General features: G+C 70.1%; 18 protein-coding genes. 15 read left to right on the top strand and 3 right to left on the bottom strand.

The genetic code is table 11. From position 1 onward, the window contains the following. The first annotated feature begins 220 nt into the window (after positions 1–220). The 15 genes from ACGFYV_RS26170 (at position 221) to ACGFYV_RS26100 (ending at position 16853) form a co-directional block, all read left to right on the top strand. Positions 221–559, top strand: coding sequence for a hypothetical protein (locus ACGFYV_RS26170; RefSeq protein ID WP_393880902.1), 339 nt, complete (start codon positions 221–223; stop codon positions 557–559). Next, positions 559–3330, top strand: a complete 2772-nt coding sequence (locus tag ACGFYV_RS26165) for a hypothetical protein (protein WP_393880901.1) — start codon at positions 559–561, stop codon at positions 3328–3330. The genes ACGFYV_RS26170 and ACGFYV_RS26165 overlap by 1 nt, the downstream gene beginning before the upstream one ends. Further along, the gene (locus tag ACGFYV_RS26160; protein WP_393880900.1) at positions 3330–4298 is read left to right on the top strand and encodes a replication-relaxation family protein; all 969 of its coding nucleotides are present in this window, start codon (positions 3330–3332) and stop codon (positions 4296–4298) included. The genes ACGFYV_RS26165 and ACGFYV_RS26160 overlap by 1 nt, the downstream gene beginning before the upstream one ends. Before the next feature lie 724 nt (positions 4299–5022). Then, entirely contained in the window at positions 5023–5619 is a 597-nt protein-coding gene (locus tag ACGFYV_RS26155) for a hypothetical protein (RefSeq protein WP_393880899.1), read from the top strand. A gap of 314 nt (positions 5620–5933) precedes the next feature. After that, complete coding sequence (locus tag ACGFYV_RS26150; protein WP_393880898.1) at positions 5934–6488, top strand: ATP/GTP-binding protein; 555 nt, start codon at positions 5934–5936, stop codon at positions 6486–6488. A 29-nt stretch (positions 6489–6517) separates the two neighbouring features. Next, on the top strand, positions 6518–7252 hold the full coding sequence (locus ACGFYV_RS26145) for an SAF domain-containing protein (RefSeq protein WP_393880897.1): 735 nt from the start codon (positions 6518–6520) through the stop codon (positions 7250–7252). Positions 7253–7257: 5 nt separating this feature from the next. Further along, a complete protein-coding gene (locus ACGFYV_RS26140) occupies positions 7258–8184 on the top strand; it encodes a hypothetical protein (RefSeq protein ID WP_393880896.1) in 927 nt (308 codons plus the stop codon). Positions 8185–8374: 190 nt separating this feature from the next. Continuing rightward, positions 8375–9778: a CpaF family protein gene (locus ACGFYV_RS26135; protein ID WP_393880895.1), complete on the top strand. Its 1404-nt coding sequence runs from the start codon at positions 8375–8377 to the stop codon at positions 9776–9778. Then, positions 9775–10689 (top strand): type II secretion system F family protein, encoded by a 915-nt coding sequence (locus ACGFYV_RS26130; protein ID WP_393880894.1) that lies wholly within the window; start codon positions 9775–9777, stop codon positions 10687–10689. Before ACGFYV_RS26135 ends, ACGFYV_RS26130 begins: the two co-directional genes overlap by 4 nt. Beyond that, positions 10686–11567, top strand: a complete 882-nt coding sequence (locus ACGFYV_RS26125; RefSeq protein WP_393880893.1) for a hypothetical protein — start codon at positions 10686–10688, stop codon at positions 11565–11567. The genes ACGFYV_RS26130 and ACGFYV_RS26125 overlap by 4 nt, the downstream gene beginning before the upstream one ends. A gap of 56 nt (positions 11568–11623) precedes the next feature. After that, complete coding sequence (locus tag ACGFYV_RS26120) at positions 11624–11827, top strand: hypothetical protein (RefSeq protein ID WP_393880892.1); 204 nt, start codon at positions 11624–11626, stop codon at positions 11825–11827. Between the two features lie 10 nt (positions 11828–11837). Then, complete coding sequence (locus tag ACGFYV_RS26115) at positions 11838–12260, top strand: TadE/TadG family type IV pilus assembly protein (protein WP_393880891.1); 423 nt, start codon at positions 11838–11840, stop codon at positions 12258–12260. Further along, positions 12257–12790, top strand: coding sequence for a TadE/TadG family type IV pilus assembly protein (locus ACGFYV_RS26110; RefSeq protein ID WP_393880890.1), 534 nt, complete (start codon positions 12257–12259; stop codon positions 12788–12790). Before ACGFYV_RS26115 ends, ACGFYV_RS26110 begins: the two co-directional genes overlap by 4 nt. After that, a complete protein-coding gene (locus tag ACGFYV_RS26105) occupies positions 12787–13239 on the top strand; it encodes a pilus assembly protein TadG-related protein (RefSeq protein ID WP_393880889.1) in 453 nt (150 codons plus the stop codon). Before ACGFYV_RS26110 ends, ACGFYV_RS26105 begins: the two co-directional genes overlap by 4 nt. Before the next feature lie 5 nt (positions 13240–13244). Beyond that, positions 13245–16853 (top strand): LysM peptidoglycan-binding domain-containing protein, encoded by a 3609-nt coding sequence (locus tag ACGFYV_RS26100; RefSeq protein WP_393880888.1) that lies wholly within the window; start codon positions 13245–13247, stop codon positions 16851–16853. A gap of 120 nt (positions 16854–16973) precedes the next feature. On the opposite strand, the gene ACGFYV_RS26095 is transcribed toward ACGFYV_RS26100, so the two are convergent. From ACGFYV_RS26095 to ACGFYV_RS26085, 3 genes are all read right to left on the bottom strand, one after another. Beyond that, on the bottom strand, positions 16974–17486 hold the full coding sequence (locus ACGFYV_RS26095; RefSeq protein WP_393880887.1) for a hypothetical protein: 513 nt from the start codon (positions 17484–17486) through the stop codon (positions 16974–16976). 144 nt (positions 17487–17630) lie between these two features. Further along, positions 17631–18359 carry a prepilin peptidase gene (locus ACGFYV_RS26090; RefSeq protein WP_393880886.1) on the bottom strand — a complete coding sequence of 243 codons (729 nt, stop codon included), beginning with the start codon at positions 18357–18359 and terminating at the stop codon, positions 17631–17633. A gap of 663 nt (positions 18360–19022) precedes the next feature. After that, a complete protein-coding gene (locus tag ACGFYV_RS26085; protein WP_393880885.1) occupies positions 19023–20393 on the bottom strand; it encodes a DUF2637 domain-containing protein in 1371 nt (456 codons plus the stop codon). Between the last annotated feature and the right edge of the window lie 459 nt (positions 20394–20852).

Here is a 20852-nt window from a genome sequence, read left to right as displayed (position 1 = left end):
GTCGGCGCAGCACGTTCGCTGCCAGCCCTCACCACTGCTCTGCATTGCGTCTATGTGGGTCCCCTCAGGGACGGTTCGCATCTTCCATGATCAGAGCTGCCGGTGAGGGTGGTTTCTGCTGAGAAGTTTTTTCGCCCGCCTGGTCACGTTCCCGGCCCTGGTGCTCCTTGGGGGATCAGATGGGCGGCACCGGCCGCCCGATGCCTTGTCGGGAGGGCGCATGAGGATCGCACGGAGTACAGAATCGCCACGGGATGCAGCGGTCGCTCTGCTGGTGGAGTGGTGCGGCTGGCTGGCCGCGATCGTCTTCGCCCTGGGCTGCATGCACGGCTGGTGGTGGGGCGGCGATCTGAAGAATCTGCCGTTCATAGGGGATTCGGCGGCCCGGTCAGCGGCGGAGCATCGGGGCTGGCCGTGGGTCCCGCTGCTGGTGATGGGGCTCGGCGGGCTGGCCGTACGGCACGTGTGGCGGTCGGTGGCGCACCGGCTGTTCGCCGTCGGCGCGGGGAGGGACGGGCGCCGTGCGCCTCGGTTTCGTCTCTCACAGGGCGGCTGCTGATGGGCGACGTCGTCTCTTCGGTGTTCTCGTTCGTCGTCCCCGGTGATGTGCCGTGGGCGTGGTTGCTGCGTGGGATCGCCTGGTGGTTGGGGTGGATTGCTGGCGTCGGTGCCCTGGTCCTGGGCGTGGGTGCCGGCTGGTGGCGGGTGCGGGCGCGTCGGCTGCTCAGGCAGCGGGTGGTCGTGGAGCTGGTGCCGTCGCAGGGATTTGATCCGTCTGTGCCGGACATGGCACCGCACGCGGCGCGTCTGGCCCGCGCTTCGCGGAGCGCGGGGTGGACGCCGCGGCGCGCGCAGGGAATGCGTCTGCGGCACGGCAATGACGGGCTGGGGCAGTTGTCGCTGCGCTTGGAGGGGCCGGCGACGTCGGCCGCGCTGATGCGGCTGCCGTCCCTGCCGAACGTCCAGGTCCGCAGTCGTCGGGAGCGGCGCAGCACGGACACGGAGCGCATCACCTTCGAGGGAGTTCCTCCTCTGCCCCGGCCGGCGGCATCAGAGCGGCGTGTGCAGTTGACGAAGGACAACAGGCGGGGGGCTCCCGTCGATCCGGAGGCTCTGTATGTGGCGCGGGCGGAGCTGGTGCTGGCGCGGTCGGATCACCGGCGTCTGACTCCGGCCGCGCTGGACCCGGATCCACTGCAGGTGCTGGCGGATGCGTGCGCGCAGGTCGATGCCGAGCGTGGGGAGCAGGCCGAGCTGGTCGTCGACGTGGTGCCGGTGGCGAGCTGGCGGGTGGCCGCATGGCGGCGGCGCCTGGTCCGCCGGGCCGCGCGGCGCGGGCCGTCCGCGTACGGGGAGCAGATCGGCTCAGGCCGGGGCAGCGGGTCGTGGATGTCGACGCTGGTCGAAGGGCTCAACGGCGGCAAGCCACTGGCCTTGGCCGGCAAGAACCCCGCCAAGCCGCTGCCGAGGCAGACGGACCTGGCCGACGGGGTGGGCAAGTTCCTACCCGGTACAGATGCGCAGGTTTTCGCGGTGCAGGTGCTGGTGCGGGTGACCGGGACACATCCGGCGCGGGCGCAGGCCCGCCTGCACCAGGTGATGGCGGTCATGGATGCCTGGTCCGGGGAGAACTGGTGGCGCCCGGTCGGGCCGCGTCGTACGGGGTGGCGCCCGTACAGCAGTGTGTGGTGGCGTCGCCGGGGCTTCGATCGCCGCTACGCCACGGGCGAGTTCGCCCCGGTGCGCCGGCAGTGGGTCACGGCGGAGGAGCTGGCGGCGCTGCTGCGGCCGGCGACGGTGCACTGCAGCGCACAGAACGTGGTGCGTACCGGTGGGACGCTCGCGCCGGCGCCACGTGCGCTGCCGACCTGGAGCGGGCAGCCGGGCGTCGTGCCGCTGGGTCGGGTCACCGAGGCCGACGGGCGTACCAGGTTGGCGTGTCTGCCGCAGAAGGACGTGCTGTTCGGTGCGTCGTTCGGCAAGAGTGGGTTCGGCAAGAGTGAGCTGGCGCTGCTGCAGGCCATCACGCTCGCCTACGGCGGGTTCGGGGCCTGGTTCCTTGACCCGCACGGTGCGGCGATCAAGCGGGCGCTGCCGTATCTGACGCATCCGGCGGTCATCGACCGCGTGCAGTTGATCGACCTCAGTGCGAAGAAGCCGGATGCGATGGTCGCGGCGTGGAATCCGCTGTCGATGGAGGGCCGTCCGCAGGAGGAGATCCAGGACGTCATCGGCGCCGTGGTCGCCGGGCTCGCCGCGGCGCAGGGCTGGGGCGACGGGGCACCACGGGCACGGGCGATCCTCTCCCACGCGGTGGAGGTCCTCGCCCACCTCGCCTACCGCATGTGCCGGCGCGGGCGGCCCGACCTGCAGCCCACCTTGTTCACCATCCCGAGGCTGCTGACGGACGAAGAGTGGCGTGAGAGCGTGCTCGCCCTGCTGCCGCTGCCGCTGGCGCAGTTCTGGCGGACCACCTTCCCCAAGTACGAGGGCAGTGCGGTGCCCGTGGTCACCCAGACCATCGAGCAGCTGGCCACCTCCACCTCGCTGCGTGCGTTCCTCGGCCAGCCGCGCTCCACCTACGACGTGCGGCGGGCGATGGACCAGCGGCAGATCGTGCTGCTGCGCTGCTCCGGCACCGGCAGTGGCGACCAGATCATCACAAGCCTGCTGCTGTTCGACCTGTTCCGTGCCGGGCACTCCCGTGAGGGGATCGACCCTGAGCTGCTGGCCACTCTGTTCGCGTTCGCCGACGAGCTCAAGGCGATCGACGGAGCCGCTCGCGGCTACATCGCCGCAATCCTCGAGCAGCTGCGCAAGTACGAGGTTCGGTTGATGGCGATGACGCAGATGGCGATGCGCCTGTCGGAGGAGACCCGGCTCGCGCTGATGCAGAACCAGAGTCTGCTGTCGGCAGCGGCTGCCGACACCGACGAGGCCGCGTTCCTGGCCAAGCGGTTGCCGGGCACCGAGGCGATGACGCTGATGCAGCAGCCGAAATGGCATTACGCCATGCGCGCCACCCTGGGCGGCCGGCCGACCCCCACCTTCCAGGTCGCCGGTGTCCCCGTCCATGAGGTCCTCGTGAACTACCACCACCCCGAACGCCTCCCCCAGCTGGAGAAGGCCATGGACAAGACTCTGCGGCGCCGCCCGCTGCGCGCGGTCCTGACGGAGCTGGACGGTAGCGACGACGGGCGCGTGCCTGCTCTGGACGACCGGATCCTCGCCGAACTCTCCGGCGACCGTCGCACCGCCCCACCTACTCCCCCCGCGCACGATCCGGCCGACGACTGCTGGCCCGAGGCCGGCTCCAGTGAGGTTGCCTGATGTCCCTGGACACCCCCATCTCACAGCCCGCTCCGACGGACACCGCGATGACGCGTCCCGTTCCCGGCCTGTCCCGCCTGGCGCAGGACCTGCTGCCGGTGCTGTATCAGCACCGCCTGGTCGCCACCAGTCAGTTGCACCGGCTGTTCACCCCGCACGCCCGCCGCCCGGTGTACCTGCGCCAGCAGCTCGCGAAGCTGCGCGCCGCCGGCCTCGTCGACGCCACCACCCGGCGCACTTCACGGCTCGGGCGTGCGGAACTGCTCTGGTACATCACCGCGCGCGGCGCCGGTGCCGTCGCCCACGACCCGACGATCCCCCGGCGCGGCTACCGCATCAGCCCCCAGACCGCAGCCTCCCAGCTGCAGGAACACACCCTGACCGTCGTCGACACCGGCGTCGCCTTCGTCGAATGGGCGCGCCGCCTGGGCCACGAGTGCTCTCCACTCGACTGGGAACCCGAAATCGCCCACCGCATCCGCGACGGCGAAACCCGCGGCATCAACGACGCGTTCATGATCCCGGACGCCGTGCTGCGCTACACCCACACCACGACCGGCGGGCGGCGGCGCATGCTCAGCTTCTTCATCGAGGTCGACCGCGCCACCATGCAGACCACCCGGCTCGCCGCCAAACTCGCCGCCTACGCCCGCTACCAGCACTACGTCCCCCACAGCGGCGGCCGCCGCAGCCGGGCCACCCGCGAGGCCTGGCGCGACCACTACCCCGCCTTCCCTCGCCTGCTCATCGTCCTGACCGGCGCCTCCGACAGGGTTTTGGCCAACCGGATCCAGGACCTGCGTGCCCTCGCTACCGCCGACCAGCGCGTCAGCCTGCTCACCGCCGGGGTCACCACGCTGCAGCTCCTCCAGGACAAGGGACCCTTCGCACCGGTCATGACCCCGCTGTCCGGCGACACCACCCCGACCGACGTTTTCCTCACCCCGTCCGGAGGCTCCCGTGCTTGACGTACTGCGCGCTCTGTTCCCTCGCCTCTCCTCGCCCGCCACACCGTCATCGCCTCGAGGGCACGCCTGCGCACCAGCAGTAGACACGGCCCCACTGCCGTCCCCGCTGCTCACGGAGCTGATCGCGTTGCGCGCCCATACCCGCCATCTCGGCTGGCTCAGCGGACGTGAGCACTGCCCCGAGCAGTACCAGCGCCTGGCCCGCGCCGTCCTGCAGGACCTCTTGGACGGGTGGCGCGCGCAGACCGACGGCGACGGCCGGCTCGACGACCTAATCTCCTCTGACCGAGCGGCCCAACTGCCGTGCCAGGACGCCTCAAGGCCGTGCGCTCGCCAGGAGCAACCATCCATAACGGAAGGGAAGATGGCGTGATGCCGGAGTTCAGCAGCACGAACTCACGAGCGTCACTAACAAGAGCCACACAAAAACGGGTTGAGGGGCCAGTTTCACTCAGTACGGAGGTCACCTTCGTGAGTGAAAGCGAGAACTACCCGGAGAACGGGAGCGTCCACGCCAGAAAGGCCAGTTCTGTCCCGTTGGACGGGAATGACCCGGTCACGGTTCCGTGAACTGGCATTACGGACTGTGCTGTTGGCTTGAATATGCGTACCGTGTGCATGTGCACGGCACCCACACCCGTCTCGCGCTGCACGACCGCACCATCACCCAGCGCGATATGACACAGGTCACGTGCATGGCGGACGAGAAGAACGGGGAGGCGTGATGACGCCAACAACAAAATCGAAAAACAACCTGCTTCGCAGTCGAAATCGACTTATCGGCTCGGTACTTACCGCGTCCACGGTTCTCGCTCTTGCTGCGTGCAGCAGCGAGCCCTCGAAGAACGACGCGAGGGACACAGCACCGCCCGTCTCTTCAACAGACAAGCCGTCAGCGTCACCGAGCCAGGACCCGACTGCTCCCGTCAAAGACGCTTATCAGCACTACTGGGAAGAGCAGGTCAAGGCGTACTCCAAGGGCGACGCCAAGGGAACTGACCTGAGTCTTTACAGCGGAGCGCTCGCGCTCTCGAAGACCGAGGACGACCTCAAGGACTTCAAGGCCAAGGGCATCGTCACTACCGGTGCCCCCGGGCACGACGTCCATGTCACCAGCTTCCAACCGGACGCAAAAGTGCCTCAGGCCAAGATCACCGATTGTCTGGACACCTCCACCTGGAAGTTCATCTACCGGGACACCCGCAAGCCCGTCGAAATGCCAAAGGACCGGCTCGTTCGCTACCTGACCACTGTCGATGCAGAGAAGTGGGGGAATCAGTGGAAGGTTCTGAACGTCGTTCAGCAGCAGCGCGCCTGCTGACATCCCTCGGGATCGGAGGCGTAGCGGCCGGGCTTGTCACCGTCCTCCTCGTCCCGGCCGATGCGCTGGCGAGTTCGCACGAGGGTGGAAGCTGCGGTGGAGTCGGCCAGTGGGTCGTGTGCAAGGCCACCGACAACGAAACCTCTCCGGGCACAGACAGCAGGCCCGCCAGCAGAAGCAAGGGCCGTAGTGGTCCGCCAGTGTGCACGTACAAGAAGATGGCCCCTCAGCCGCCGGCTGACAGCCGATACCGGCTGGGGCATGCGGCTGACGAGAAGGGGGCCATCTACATCCGCCGCTGCACCCTTGCCGGTGTGCAGGGCGGAACGATGCCCGATGAGCAGTTGGTCTGGGTCGCGAACGGGCAGAAGCCTCCGGCGGTCGACCCGAAGGCCGTTGCCCAGATGGCCATCGGCAAGATGGTGCTGAAAGGGCCCGCCATCAACATCAACCCCAAGCCCGGCGGCAAGGGCCTGGTAGGGATGCCTGTATGGATGGCGGTGGACCAGTCCCCAACGACCTACGGGCCGAACTCCGCGTCCGCGACGGCCGGCGGGGTCACGGTGACCGCGACCGCGAAGATCAGCCGGATCGTGTGGTCAATGGGGGATGGCACAACCGTGACCTGCAACGGCCCCGGCACGGTGTACCAGAAGTCGTACGGGATGAAGGAGTCGCCGGACTGTGGCCACGTCTACGAGCAGACCTCTGACTCGATGGCGGGCGGCACGTTCAAGGTGACGGCCACGGCGACCTGGACGGTCGGCTGGCAGGTGGCCGGGGGCGGCGGCGAGACCGGCCAGCTGACCGAGGTCCGCAACTCGCAGGTGGCACTGACCATCGTCGAGTCCCAGGCCGTCAACCAGTAAGTTCTGCGAAATCGAAGGGCCCGACTCGGATGGAAACGTCAACGCCTCCCTCGTACATGCCGCCGATGCCGGCGGAGCGGCAGCCGGATCTGGAGCCCAGCCGTGGCACCCGGAAGCCGCACTCGCGCCGCAAGTGGTCGGTGGGCGTCTCGCTGGTACTGGTGACGCTGCTGGGTGCCATGACCGGGGCGGTGGTGGTGGCCCGTGCCGGGGACCGTGTGAACGTGCTCGCTGTCGCCCAGGACGTGCAGGCCGGGCAGACCATCACCGACCAGGACGTGAGGTCGGTGTCGTTCGCGGAGGATCCGGGTCTGTCCCCGATCCCCTCGTCGCAGCGTGCCTCGGTGGTGGGGCAGCGTGCCGCGGTGGATCTGCGGCAGGGTTCGCTGCTGACCCTCTCCCAGCTGCGCCGCGGCGGTGGCCTGGGCGATGACAAGCAGCTGGTCGGTGTCGAGGTGAAGAAGGGCTTCGCCCCGGGCAACGGCAGCCTGGCCAAGGGAGACAAGGTCCTGGCGGTGATCCTCGACTCGCCGCAGGGCGACGACGGGAGCAGCACGGGGGCGTCCGGCGGGAAGGCGTCGTCGCCGTCGGCCGATCCGGAGCAGATCGAGGCGACCGTCGACAGCGTTGGCCGCGTGGATGCGACCGGCACGTTCCTGGTCAATCTCATCGTCGAACCCTCCGAGGGGCCGCGGCTGTCGGCGACGGCGGCGGCCAAGCGTCTGACGCTGGTGCGTCAGCCGCTGTCGAGCGGAGGCCACTGATGTCCTTGATCGCTCTGGTGTCGGCGAAATCGGATGGGGTGACGACGTCGGCCGCCGCGATGGCGCTGGGCAGCCGCCGGCCAGTGCTGCTGGCCGAACTCGACCTCGCGGGCGGCAGCTTGCGCCATGGGCTGCTGCGCGATGTCCCGCGTGGCGCCAGCCGTGAGCGCCTGGACCGCAGCATCGGTCTGCACCGCCTGCCGCAGGCGGACCTGGCGCGGGCCGAGGACGCCGACTTCAGTCCACAGGTCGCCCAGCACTTCTGGCCGATCGATGACACGAACTACCGGGTTGCTCTGCCTGGCCTGCTGGATCCCCGGCAGGCGGCGTCGCTGACGTCGACCTGGCCGGCGCTGCTGCAGGTGCTGCGGCGGGCGGACCTGCAGCAGCGGTGGGACGTGATCGTCGATGCGGGCCGCGTCGTCCTCGAGGGCGGCCGGCTGCACCCGGTGCTCTCCCCCGCCCTGGTGCTGCGGGAGGCTGACATAGTCCTCCTGGTCACGCGGACGACGGATGCCTCGCTCGCGCTGGCGGCCCCCGTGGCGCAGGCGCTGCACAACGATCTGATGCACAGCGGTTCCGGCACGCGGTCCCTCGGACTGCTGCTCCTGGGTTCGGACTTCCGCCCCGAGGAGGTTCAGCGGAGCCTGGAGACCCCGGTGCTGGGGCAGCTGCCCTGGGACGAGGCGTCGGCTTCCTGGATCGAACGCGGCGGGCGTATGCCCCGCGCTCTGGGCCGGGGCTCGCGTCTGTTCCGGGCGGCCGGTGAGGTGCTCGATCCGCTGCGCCAGCACGCCGACCGACGTCGTCTGCACCTGCAGATGCGAGAGGCCCCGCCTGCACCGGCCGTCCCGGTCGCTCCCCCGGCTCCGGCTGCACCGGCCGCGCGGATGGTCCAGCGGTTCGCACAGCGGGAGAAGCCCCATGGCTGAGCGCCGAAGCCGGAATGGCACGCCGGTCAACGGCGCTGGACCGAACACGACGCTGCTGGGCAGCCTGCTGACCGATCCCTCACGCACCAATCCTCAAGGGCCTTCTGGCCGGCCCTTCCCGCAGGCCGCGCCCGTACCGCCGCAGCAGTCTGCGGCCCCCGTCGCGCCTGCGGGCCCGTCGGACGTGAGCGTGGCAGCGTCCCTGCCCGGCGTGCTGCCGGTGCCGGCGGAGAAGATCAGCGAGCTACGGCAGAAGGTCGCCGACGACGTCGACGGCATCAAGAAGGAACGCCGGGCCAAGGGCGAGACGCTGGATGCGGGCGCGCTGGAGCAGGTGGTCCGTACGCAGATCCGGGTGCGGGTGGCGGAGTGGGCCCAGGAGTGGTCGTACGAGAACACGCCGCTGACAGGTGAGCAGATCACCGTGCTGCGCGGCGAGCTGTTCAACCTGTTCTTCCTCGCCGGGGCCCTGCAGCAGGTGCTGGAGCGGCCCGGTGTGGAGGACATCCTCATCGACGGCCCCTGGATGTATGTCGACACGAACGGGCAGGGGCGCCAGCGGCTGCGCTCCCCGTTCGCGTCCGACGAGCAGGCACTGGAATGGGTCAACCAGATGGCCGCGATGTCCGGGCACGGCGAGCGGCTGCTCTCCTACGCGTCGGGCAAGGTCGATTTCGATCTGCCGGACGGGTCCCGTGTCGCGGCGACGATGCTGACCGAGCCGCACCTGGTGATCTCGATCCGCCGTCATCTGCTGGAGAAGGCCACCCTGGACGACCTGGTGAAGTGGGGGTCCATCGACACCCTGCTGCTGGAGTTCTTCCGGGCGGCCGTCCGGGCGGGTCTGTCGATCATCATTGCCGGGGACATGGCCTCGGGGAAGACGACGCTGATGCGCGCCATGGGCCGCGAGGTCCCGGCCAAGGAGCGGCTGGCCACCTTGGAAAGCGAGCCGGAACTGCGTCTGAACTACGACGAGTACGGGCAGCACGCACACACGATCGCGTTCCGCTCGCGTGAGGGCAACGGTGAGCGGGAGGCGGCGGGCCGGGTCACGCTCAGCGAGCTGGTGGAGACCTCCCTGCGCTACCGCGCCAGCCGTGTGATGGTCGGTGAGGTCCGCGGCACCGAGGCCGTGGCGATGCTGAAGGCGATGATGGCGGGCGGCGCCGGGTCGATGTGCACTCTGCACGCCAAGGACCCGGAGTCGGTGGTCGACCGGCTCATGGTGCCGCTCACCGAGGGCGGGCTGAGTGACAGCAGCGCCTACCGGCTCATCGCGGCCGCTGTCGACCTGATCGTGTACGTGGACCGCGTCGACGAGACGGACATCGGCGGGGGCGAGCACCGGTTCGTCACGCACGTGTGGGAGACCGCCGGTCTCAGTGAGCGGGCCGGTGTCGCGCTGACCCACCTGTTCGCGCCGAACGAGGAGTTGAGCGAGGCGCGGGCGGTTCCGACGTCGTCGGCGATGAACGGGCGGCGCGCCAAGAAGCTGGCCCGGCACGGTTTCCCGGTGACCTGGCGGGGGCTGCGGCCGCGCGGCACCTGGGCGGCGCTCCGGCTTGTCGGCGAGGGCCAGGGGGCATCGTGAGCAGTTCGTATCTGTCCGCTCTCGGCATGGTCGCGGGCCTGCTGGTGGTGCTCGGGCTGTCCGGTCTGGTGGCCTGGTGGCGCGGCTGGTCGCCCTCCTCGTCGAGCCGGCGGGGCAAGCCGACACTGGCCGACCGGGCCCGGCAGGCGGTGGCCGAACTCCCCGCCGTGTGGCGGGACAACTACCGGCTCCTGCTCGTCGTCGCCGCGGTCGTGGGTGTGCTGATGTGGGTGATCACGGGCTGGCCGGTGCAGGCACTGCTCGCCGCCACGGCCGTGGCCGGGCTGCCGTTCGTCCTCTACCCCGGTGGCTCCGAGCGCCTGGAGGTGGCACGGCTGGAGGCGCTGGCGGAGTGGCTGGGGCAGCTGGCCAGCGTGCGCAGCGGCGGCAAGAGTCTGGAGACGGCGATCGTGTCTCTGGACAACGTGCCCGCCCTGCTGCGCCGCCCGGTCAACGTCCTGGCCGAGCGCCTCGCGTCCGGGGTGCCGGCGCGGCAGGCCTACCGTCTGTTCGCCGACGACCTCGACTCGAGGATCGGGGACGACATCGCGCAGCTGTTCATGGACCACGTGATCTCCCGTGGTGCGGGCCTCTCGGACGCGCTGGGCGCGCAGGCCGCGCTGGTGCGTCGGCAGGCCGCTGAAGTGGAGGACCTCGAGGCCCGTCGCGCCGACTCCCGGGCCGAGACCCGGAAGGTCTCCCTGTTCGTGTTCGCGGTCGTCGCCTTCGTCCTGGTCAACGGCTCCTACTGGGCGCCGCTGGCGAACGCGCTGGGGCAGCTGGCCCTGCTGGCGATGGGCGGGCTGTTCGCCCTGCTGCTGTGGTGGCTGCGGAAGGTCGCGGCGATGAAACCCGAGCCCCGCACCCTGCTCGGGGCCAAGGAACGCGAAGCGAAGGAGGTGCGGTCATGACCCTGTCTGTGCCGGGGATGCTGATCGGCGCCCTGATCGCCCTGTCCGGGGCGCTCGCCGTACGCGCCTTCCTGCCCAAGCGCGTTCCCCTGGACGTCCTCCTGGGCCGCACCCCGGCCGCGGGCACGCGCCCCGGGGGCGGGCGTGTGGCGTGGACGGACCGGATGGGGCAGAAGCTGGTGTCGACGACCACGGTCGCCGACCGGCTGCCCGCCCAGGACCTGGCCGTCCTGGAGATCACCCCGGCCCATCTGCTGGGCCAGTGCGCGCTGTACGCGCTGATCGGGTTCGTCGGCGCACAGTGGCTCGTCTTCCTGGTCACCCTCGGCGGCACGTCCCTGCCCTGGGTCATCGCGCTCGCGCTCGGGCTCGGCTTCGCCGCGTTCCTCGCCCTGCAGCGGCTGAAGGACTATCGCGGCAAGGCCCAGGAACGGCGCCTGGAATACAGCTACTACACCGCCTCTCTGCTGGAGCGGGTCGCCCTGGCCCGCAACAGTGACGCCGGTGCCCCCGAGGCCCTGGACCGTGCGCTCAAATCCGGCGACGGGCCGGCCGCTGTGCGTATCCGGGACGCCGTCGAGCACGCGGCCCTGTCCGGGATCAGCCCCTGGGACGCCCTCACCCGGCTCGGTGACGAACTGGGGGTTCCCGCTCTGGCCCGGATCGGGGCTTCCCTGGGACTGGCCGGTGAGGAGCAGGCGGCCGTCTACGAGCAGTTGTCCGCGCAGGCCGTACGCACCCGCGAGTCCCTGTTCGCTGAGCGGAAGAAGAAGGCCGGCGAGGCCACCGAGAACATGCGGCTGCCCGCCCTGGCGATCGTCTTCCTGATGGCGCTCTTCCTCATCGCCCCCCAGCTGATCCGTGTCATGAACTTCTGACCCCCCGACCCGGCCTTGACCAAGCCCCCTCTGTCTCGACCCTCCTGGAGGTTTCCGTGCAGTCCCTGCAGACCCGCCTGTCCCGCGTGGCCGACGCGCTGCGCTGGCGTATCCGCCTGATCCGCTCGGCCCGCGGCGACGCGGGTGGCGCCCTGGAATGGGCGCTGGTCCTGGTGGGCGGCGCCACCCTCGTCGGCCTGGTGTACACAGCCGCCAACACCAAGATCACCGAGAAGGCCGCCCAGATCCTCGGCTTCTGAGGCCCCCAACATGACTCACCGCCTTCTCCCCCGCATACAGTCCCGACTCGCCCGCCTCGCCGACGTCCGGCGCAGCGATCGCGGGGCGCTGTCACTGGAACTGTCGATGATCGTGCCGCTCGCGTTCCTGATGCTGTTCGGCCTCATCCAGGGCGGCATCTGGTTCCACGGCCGGTCCGTGGCTCATCACGCCGCGCAGCAGGCCCTGGACGCGCAACGCGTCTACGGCGCACCGGACGGCGCGGGCCAGGAGGCCGGGCATGAGTTCCTTGCGGGCATGGGCGGTTCGCTGGCCAACCCTCAGATCCACGTGAACGCGGGAGCGGACACGGTGAGTGTCCAGGTGGAAGGGGACGTGATCATGCTGGTGCCGGGGTGGCGAGTACACGTCTCCCAGACTGTGCAGGCCCCTGTCGAGAAGTTCCGCCCATGACCCGCATGCCGAGGTGTCTTCTCACCAGGAACTGCGGGCGCTGCGGAGTGTTCGGTGACCGGGGTGGTGCGGCGCTGACCACGGTCATCATCGTGCCGGTGATCCTGATGCTGTTCGGGCTGATGATCGGCGTCGGCCGGGTCGCGCTGGCCGAGGGCGCCGCGGACTCTGCCGCACGTGATGCCGCCCGGGTGGCCTCTGCGGCGAAGGATCCCGCCAGCGGTCAGGCCCAGGCCCAGGAGGCTGCCCAGACCAGCCTGGCCAACTCCGGCATCCACTGTGCGCACATCGACGTGAGTATCGACGCCAGTGCGCTCGCAGCTGGCGTGGGCGAGTTCGGGCAGGTTTCCGCGACCGTGTCCTGCACGGCCCCACTGAGTGATCTCGCGATTCCTGGGATCGGCGGGTCCAAGACCCTGACCAGCACCCAGTCCGCGCCGGTCGACACGTGGTCCGTGCATGGGCAGAGCCGGCCCGCCGGCCGCGTGACCGGGTCGCACCCTGCCGACCGCGGAGGTGAGAGGGCGTGAAGGCCCGCGTGGCTGGTTGGTGGAGGCTGCGCCGTACCGCGCTGCACGGTGACCGGGGAGGCCTGGAACTCTTCTACGCCGGCGTCATCCTGATCGGGTTCCTCGTCATCGGCATGGTCGTCGACCTGGGGCTGGCGCTCAACACCCGCTCGGACGCCTTCTACATCGCCCAGTCCGCGGCCCGCACCGGCGCCCAGCGCATCGATGCGGGCGAGGCGATCACGGGTGAGGCCATCGTCATCGACCCGGACGCCGCGACCGCAGCGGCCCAGGACTATCTCGCCGCCCAAGGCGCCCAGGGCACCGTGACCACGTCCGGGGACGGGCAGAGCCTCAACGTCACTGCCAAAACCACCTTCCACCCCTACGTTCTGTCCTTGTTCGGCGTGAGCTCGTGGACCTTCACCGGTCACGGCAGCGCCACTTTGCTGCACGCTCCTGGAGGCTGACCGCGATGGCCCGCACGAATCCCGGCGCGACATCGTGGCCCAGGGCCCTGGCCCGCGGCCTGTTCGCGCTCGTCGTCCTCGCCCTGCTCGTCGTGGGCGTCCCCTTGCTGCTGCTGAACGTCGGCACCCTGCCCCATTCCGTGCCCGACGTCAGCTCCTGGCGGGACGTCCTGCAGTTCCACGACGACGACGGCACCGTGCTGATGACGGTCATGACGATCGTCGCCTGGTTGTTGTGGCTGTGGCTGACCGTGCCCGTGGTCATCGAGACCGTCGCGGTCGTAGCCCGCCGGACCACTCCGCGTCTGCCGGGCATGGCCACCGGCCAGAGACTCGCGGCGTTCCTGCTGGGCAGCATCATCCTGGCCTCCCCCGCAGCTGCCGCCAGCGCCGCCACCCCGGCCGCCGCCGCAACCGCCCAGGTCCTGCCCACCCAGACCGCCGGGACAGACTCCCACAGTGCCGCCCACGCAACCGTCACGAAGGCCGACACCGGCGTGCAGGCACGGCAGCCGGGGCAGATCACGCTCTCCCAGGACGCCACCTGGTGGGAGCTGTCCGAGCAGCTCCTGGGCGACGGCGCCCACTTCGAGCAGCTCCAGCGCCTCAACCCGGGCCTGACTCCCGCCGACGGCGTCCTCACGGCCGGTACGACGCTGCGCGTCCCGGCCGGCGCCGCCACCCCGGCCGCGCAGACGCCAGCTGGCAGTCCGCAGGTCCACACGAGCGCTGCCCGGGGTTCGGAGCACGAGGCCAGCACGTCGCAGTACCGGGTCAGGTCCGGGGACAACCTGTGGGACATCGCGCACCAGGAGCTGGGCGACCCCACGCGCTATCCGGAGATCGTCCGCGCGAACCCGGACGTGATCGAGGACCCGGACCTCATCTATCCGGGCGAGAAGCTGTCCATCCCGGACCAGACGGCCCGTCCCGCCCCACAACCCGGCGAGCACGACCACGGCCGCGGCCAGGAGAAGCCCCGCCAAGGGCAGGGGGACGGGCCTGCGGCCGCGCACTCCGAGTCTCCCCGGGCCAGCGAGGGTGAGGGCGGCACCCCGGAACAGGAAGCCGGCCCCAGCCCGTCCGCGAGCGAGAGCCACCGTGGACAGGAGACCGGCACCAACTCCCCGGACCAGTCGGCATCGAATGACGACCCGGGCGTCGGCATCGGCGTGCCCTCCCAGACCGCACCGCCCGAGGACCCCACCGCCAGGGCCGGCGCCCGCACGCCCTCCGCACCCAACGCCTCGACTCCCGCCCCCGCCTCCGAATCCACTGCCGCCGAAGGCCACAGCAGTGCCCACGACGCCGCGCAGGACGCAGAGTCGGGCCCGGCCGTCACGGTGATGGCGCTGACCGCGGGTGGATTCGTCGCCGCCGGAGTACTCCTGATGCTGCGCCGCAAGCGGACTCTGCAGCAGCGCCGCCGGCGCCCAGGACGCCGGATCGCGATGCCGGGCGGGCGCGCCGCCGCAACCGAGTGCACCCTGCGCTGCGTGGACGCCGTCGAGGAGGTCGCCTTCCTTGACGCGGCCCTGCGCACCCTCGCCCACCACTGCGCCGAAACCGAGCGGCCGCTGCCCGCCCTGGCCGCCGTCCAGTTGGGCACCGAGGGCATCCTGGTCCACGTGGCAACGGGCACCGACGACGCCCTCGCTGCCCTGCCGCCGTTCACCGCCACCGAGGACAACCCGCATGTGTGGTGGTGCCCCACCGACACCAGCGACCTCCTGGACGCCGAACTGCGCGGACAGATGGACGCCCCCTATCCGGCGCTGGTCGCGCTCGGTGACGACACCCGCGAGGCCCTCCTCCTGGTCGACCTCGAGCAGTACGGGGCCGTGCACCTCACCGGCGCCACCAGACTGCCGGTGCTGCGCGCCCTTGGTACGTCGCTGGCGGTGTCCCCGCTCAGCTCGGACCTGGAGATCGCGGTCGCGGGCGAGGACAGCGCCCCAGGCCTCTCCCTCATCGACCCGCGCGTCACGCCGTACCCGACGCTCGCCGACGCGGCCGATGTCGTACGCGACCATCACAGCCGGCAGCACTCCGCACTGTCCGGCAGCGACAGCGCGGACCTGTCCGCCGCGCGGGCCGCGGACACGGTGGACGAGCTGTGGCCGATGGTCGTCCTCGCCGACCTCGACAGCTGCCCCGACCCGGAGTCTGCCGAGCAGTTGGCCGAGGTCCTCCAGCAGGAGCCGCGCACCGCCACCGCCATCATCACCAGCGGACACGCCCCCACCGAGGGCATGGAGACGGTGTGGGTCCTCGACACAGACGACGACACCCATCCCGTCCCCGGCACCCACCTGCGGGTCCGGCTGGTGGCGTTCTCCGAGGAGGAGTACGCCGACGTCGTCGAGAGCGCGCTGACGTCCAGCTCGGAAACCGACGTGGCCCCCGAGACGGCCCCCTGGCCGACACCGGCCGCGTTCGCGAAGGCCGAGGAACCTCCCGCTGCTCCTGCAGCCCCGGCTGTCACCGAGCCGATGCCGGAAGCAAGGGAGTCGGGCAGCCTGCTGGCCCGCCTCGCCGATCTCAACGACGACTCCCCCACCGGCGGCCCTGCATCCGCAGACCCGAGTGGTTCCGCCCCGGCGGCAGAAGACCACGGCGACAGCACGGCCACGGGAGGCGTACTGCCCGCTGCACTCCCTGCCACTCCCGAAGCGCCCAGTCCGGCCGGCCCGCAGGCAGACGCCGCCTCCCCCAGCCGGATCGTGCTGCCCGCCACGACCCCCATCGCCCGGGTCAACGCCCGCCTGCCCGAACCCGTCAGCCCTCCGGCCCCGGTCCCGGCCGACCAGGCGCCGACACCGGTCAGTGCCGGCGACAGCCCCACCCCGCCACCGGCGACCACGACCGACGCACCCATGGTCCGGGTACTGGGTCCGATCGACCTGACCGGCGCCCGTGGGCACATCGACTCCAACCGCCGCACCGTGGCCATGGAACTGACCTGCTGGCTCGCCCTGCGCACCGACGGTGCAACCCGCCACGAACTCGACGAGGTCATCGCGCCCGGCGGAGGGCGCGTGGAGAACAACACCCGTAACGGGCGCATCCGCGAGGTGCGGCGCTGGCTCGGTGAAGACGACACCGGCAACCCGTACTACCCGAAGCTCAACACCCAGGACGATCGCAAGCACCGCCTGGTCGGCGTCGTCTCCGACTGGCACCAGTTCCAGGACCTGACCGCGCAGGCCGCCCACCGTGGCGGCGACGAGGCGCGCGCACTGCTGCGACGTGCGCTCGAACTCGTCCGGGGCCGGCCCTTCACCGGGATCCCGCCGCGCCGCTACGTATGGGCCGAGAACCTCACCCAGGACATGATCTCGGCAGTCGTCGACGTGGCCGACGACCTCGCCGCCCGCTGCCTGGCCACCGGCAACGCCCAGGGCGCGCTGTGGGCGGCGGGCCGGGGCCTGGACACCGGCCGCGAGCGTGAGGTCCTGTGGCGTCACCGCTTCGAAGCCCTGGCCCGGCTCGGGGCACACGACGAACTGGAGGCCGCCATCCAGCAGCTAACCCAGTACCTCCTCGAGGCCGACCTGCCCATGGAAGCCGAGACCGAGCACACCATCCGCCGCCTGGACGCAGTACGCCGCTGACCCCGCACAACAACGCAGGGCCCCGGCTGCGCCGTGTGCCGCCGGGGCCCTGCGTGTTGCTTAGGTGTGATGTCTCAGCACGTCGTGCCCCGCTTCGCCACCCCAATGTGGTGCAGGCCGTCAGACAGTCTGGGCCTTCTTCACCAGCTTGTTCACCGTGGACTGGTCAAGTACGAGTAGGCGGGCGGCCGCAGACTGGTTGCCCCCGCAGAAAGCCACCACTTCGGCTACGGCCTTGGCGCGCTCAAGGGCGAGCTGGTTGGTCTCCTCCTCGGCCTTCTTCCACTGCCTTCCTGCCTCGACGGCCTTCATTGCGCGGCTGGGGAGGATGCCATCGCTGTTGATGATGTCGGCCATCTCGTCAGCGACGGACGGAATCAGGTTGTCCTCATCGTCCAGGGCATCGGGGAACCATTCGCCCTCGTCGATGGAGGAGCGTTCCAGCAGCACCTGCACCTCATCACCGTCTTCCGTGGCAACAAAGCTGTAGGCATCAGCCCGGCGCCCGCCCATGGAGCTGTACGCGACGTCGCTGTAGTCGATGGTGGTGAACTCGCCGCCGGAAGTGAGGACGAGCAGGTCGTCGCGGCCGTTGTAGAAGTCGATGACGTCGGCGCCGGTGATGGGTCGCATGATGATCCCTCTGGGTCGGTGGAGGTTGGTCACCCTCCCGCCCCGCGACTATGGCACCCCTGCCATAGTTAGTCAATGGTAGGGGTGCCATAACCATAGAGCGGGAGGCCGCCGCTGTGGCACCAACCTCATGAGCTGGCACACTCAGGCGGCCGCCAGGACTCCGGCGAGCGCACCAGCCAGCAGAAACGGACCGAGCGGGATCAGCAAGCCTGGACCATCTGTTCGCCATCTCAGCCGACGCAGGACACCGAACATGCCAGCCAGCGTGAAGGAGAGGAAGGCGCCCAGGAAGAGGACAGTCCATCCGTACCAGCCGAGCACCGCGCCCGCGGTCAACGCCAGCAGCACATCACCGAAACCCATCGCGGCCGGACTGATCAGGAACAAGGCGAACAGGGTGCCGCTGAACGCGAGACCGCCCTGGACGGCATGTGACCACGAGCCCACGTGGCCGGGCAGGCACGTGGCCACGCCCAGCGCCGCCCAGGTCACTCCCGCCGTGGGCAGGGTCAGCACGTGCGGCAGCCGCTGCACCGCGAGGTCCACCAGCGCCAGCACGACGCCCACCGGAATGAGCAACAGCCACACCGCCAACTCAGGGCGCCAGCCGGTGACCGCCGCCAGCGCCCCGCACACCACGGCCACCATCGCCACGGTCCACCCCACGGGTTGACCGAATGGGACAAGATCGTGGGAGCAGCGCGGCAGCCCGATCCAACCGCCTGTCTTCCCCTCCAGCCGGTGGCCGTGGGGGCACTGGGTCTGCCACGGCTCTCCCGCCGGAACGGACAGCCGGTACACCGCGCGCGGGACCAGCAGGCTGGCACTTGCGCCCCACACCGCTGCCCCAGCGGCCAGCGCCGCCGTCATCACCGTGGCTTCCTCCCCCCGGACGTTGGAACACGCTGTCCTCGTCGGTCATCGTTCTACACGATCACCCGCACCGAGCGGCCTGGCACGTCCCGCAGGTCGGCCACGATCGCACCGGCGCAGACAGCGGACCGTCACACAGCGCGAGCGTTTTCCACCCCCCCCAGCAGCCCTGGCGCCGTTCGCCGGGGGCACTCTCCGCGGTGCCGCTGCCGGGGGCCGGCCAGCAGTCCGGCCGCCACGCAGACCGCAGGGCTGGGTGGAAGATTCCACCCCGGTCGACTCCTGCCGCAGTCCCTGCCGCCCGCGTTTTCCACCTGGCCGCTTCCTCGTTGCACGACCAGGATCCCTGGGCAGCCGAACCCCACCGGTAGCTCTGCCGGCACCTCGACGAGCAGCACGAGAACGCGGGCGGGGTATACCCCAAACGGTGACCCGCACTGGAAAAATGCAGCTCACAGCGTTCCACCCTTGATTCAGTGCCAGCATCGCTTCGGCACTGGCCAGTCCGAGGCCCGTCGGCCACGAGGCAGGTGCGCAGCATTTCCTGATGCGCGCACGCGGGATCGGGACGACCAAGGGGTGGGGTGGAATCCGTGGATTCCACCCCACCCCTTGGTAGCGGCCCGGGTAGTTCGTTCGCGTTCCACACCGGTGGAAACGTCAGACGCTGGCGGCCCGCTTGATCTCACCGAGGTACTTCCGCACGGTGCCCTCCCGGTAGCCGCAGCGTTCCGCCAGGATCGGGGCCAGGGCCTTCGCTGAACGCTCCTGCTCCTCCAGCGGCAACTGTCGGTAGTGGAATTCCACCCGTGCCGGACCGGTCAAATGGGAGCCGTCCTCCGGCTCCGCCTGCCGTTCCTCCTCGCTCTCACGGCTGTCCGAGGCGGGTTCCTCGGCGTCGAACTCAGCGTCGGGCTCGGCTTCATCACGGGCCTTCGGAACGCGCGCCTGGACGACGCTGCGGCCACCGCTCTCCAGCCCGGACGCGTGGACGGCGTACCGCTCCGTCTCCTGTGTTTGAAGCTGGTGGTCGGCGTCAGGCCACAACGGCATGTCGGCCCATTCCTGGCCATCGTCCTCAGGGCCGCCCTGGAGGAAGCCCTCTTCGAAGGACTCTTCATCACCTGCGAGGTCGCGGGTCACCTCGGCGGCCTGGCCGCCCTCGGCTGTCGCGAGCGTAGCTTCGAACTCGGGGTCGTAGGCGTTGCCGTACGGGACCTCGCCTTGCGGAGCGAACCACTGGCTCGGCGCATCGGGCACGCTCACCGGTGCCACCGCAGCTGCCAACGGCTCCTCAAGCTCTTGCACTGCCGGCTCTGGCGCAGCGGGCAGCATCTGCGGATCGACCCCTGCCGCGGCGAGCCCCGCCGGGGCCGTCTGCGCCAGCGGGACGCCGTACCGGGCCAGGCGCAGCGGCATCAGCGACTCCACCGGTGCCTTGCGGCGCCAGGCGCGGCCGAAGCGCGAGCGCAGCCGCGCCTGATAGACGAGGCGTTCCTGCTCCAGCTTGATGACCTGCTCGTAGGAGCGCAGCTCCCACAGCTTCATCCGGCGCCACAGCAGGAACGTCGGCACCGGCGAGAGCAGCCAGCGGGTGATCCGCACGCCCTCCATGTGCTTGTCCGCGGTGATGTCCGCGATCCGGCCGATCGCGTGCCGGGCCGCCTCGACGGAGACCACGAACAGGATCGGGATCACCGCGTGCATGCCCACACCCAGCGGATCCGGCCAGGCCGCCGCGCCGTTGAAGGCGATCGTCGCCGCCGTCAGCAGCCACGCCGTCTGGCGCAGCAGCGGGAAGGGTATGCGTATCCAGGTCAGCAGCAGGTCCAGCGCGAGCAGGACACAGATGCCCGCGTCGATGCCGATCGGGAAGACGTACGAGAAGTTCCCGAACCCCTTCTTCAGGGCCAGCTCACGGACGGCCGCGTACGAACCGGCGAAGCCGATCCCGGCGATGATCAAGGCACCGGAAACGACCACGCCGATAAGAATGCGGTGCAATCGGGTCAGCTGCAGTGGCGCAGCCACGTGTTCTTGCCCTCCTTCAAAGCCTGATCGTTGAACGGGATTCACACTCTCACGCATGGCGCCAGGGCGGGACAGTCCAAGCCGTACGCGTAGGCGATCGTCGATGAAAAGTGATCGTTTTTCCGTGTTTGGCTTCGGGTGGCACAGCCACGGAGGGACAAAGCTCACCCGCCGACGCTCGTCCCTCATGGGCGAGACAGGCCTGCGCTGTCGCCGCAGCCGTAGCAGCAACACCGTGCCGACCCTGGCAGCGCTGGCGGCTAGCCTCCGAGAGTGACGACGAATCTGTTCGATGCGTTCGAAACCAGATCCAGCGGAAGACGTTGCGAAGCACTTCGTGCAAGTGTGGGAGAAGGCCGTTCTCCGGCAAGCTGAGCGCGCGCGAGATCCGCCGACACGACGAGTTGGACTCGCGCAACTACGAACACAACAAGGACTTGAGTCCGCCCGCGTACAGGC

Source organism: Streptomyces sp. NPDC048297 (assembly GCF_043201585.1).
In the GTDB taxonomy this organism is placed as follows: Bacteria; Actinomycetota; Actinomycetes; order Streptomycetales; family Streptomycetaceae; genus Streptomyces.
Note: the sequence above shows the minus strand (reverse complement) of the source record. Positions and strands in the feature narration are given on the sequence as shown.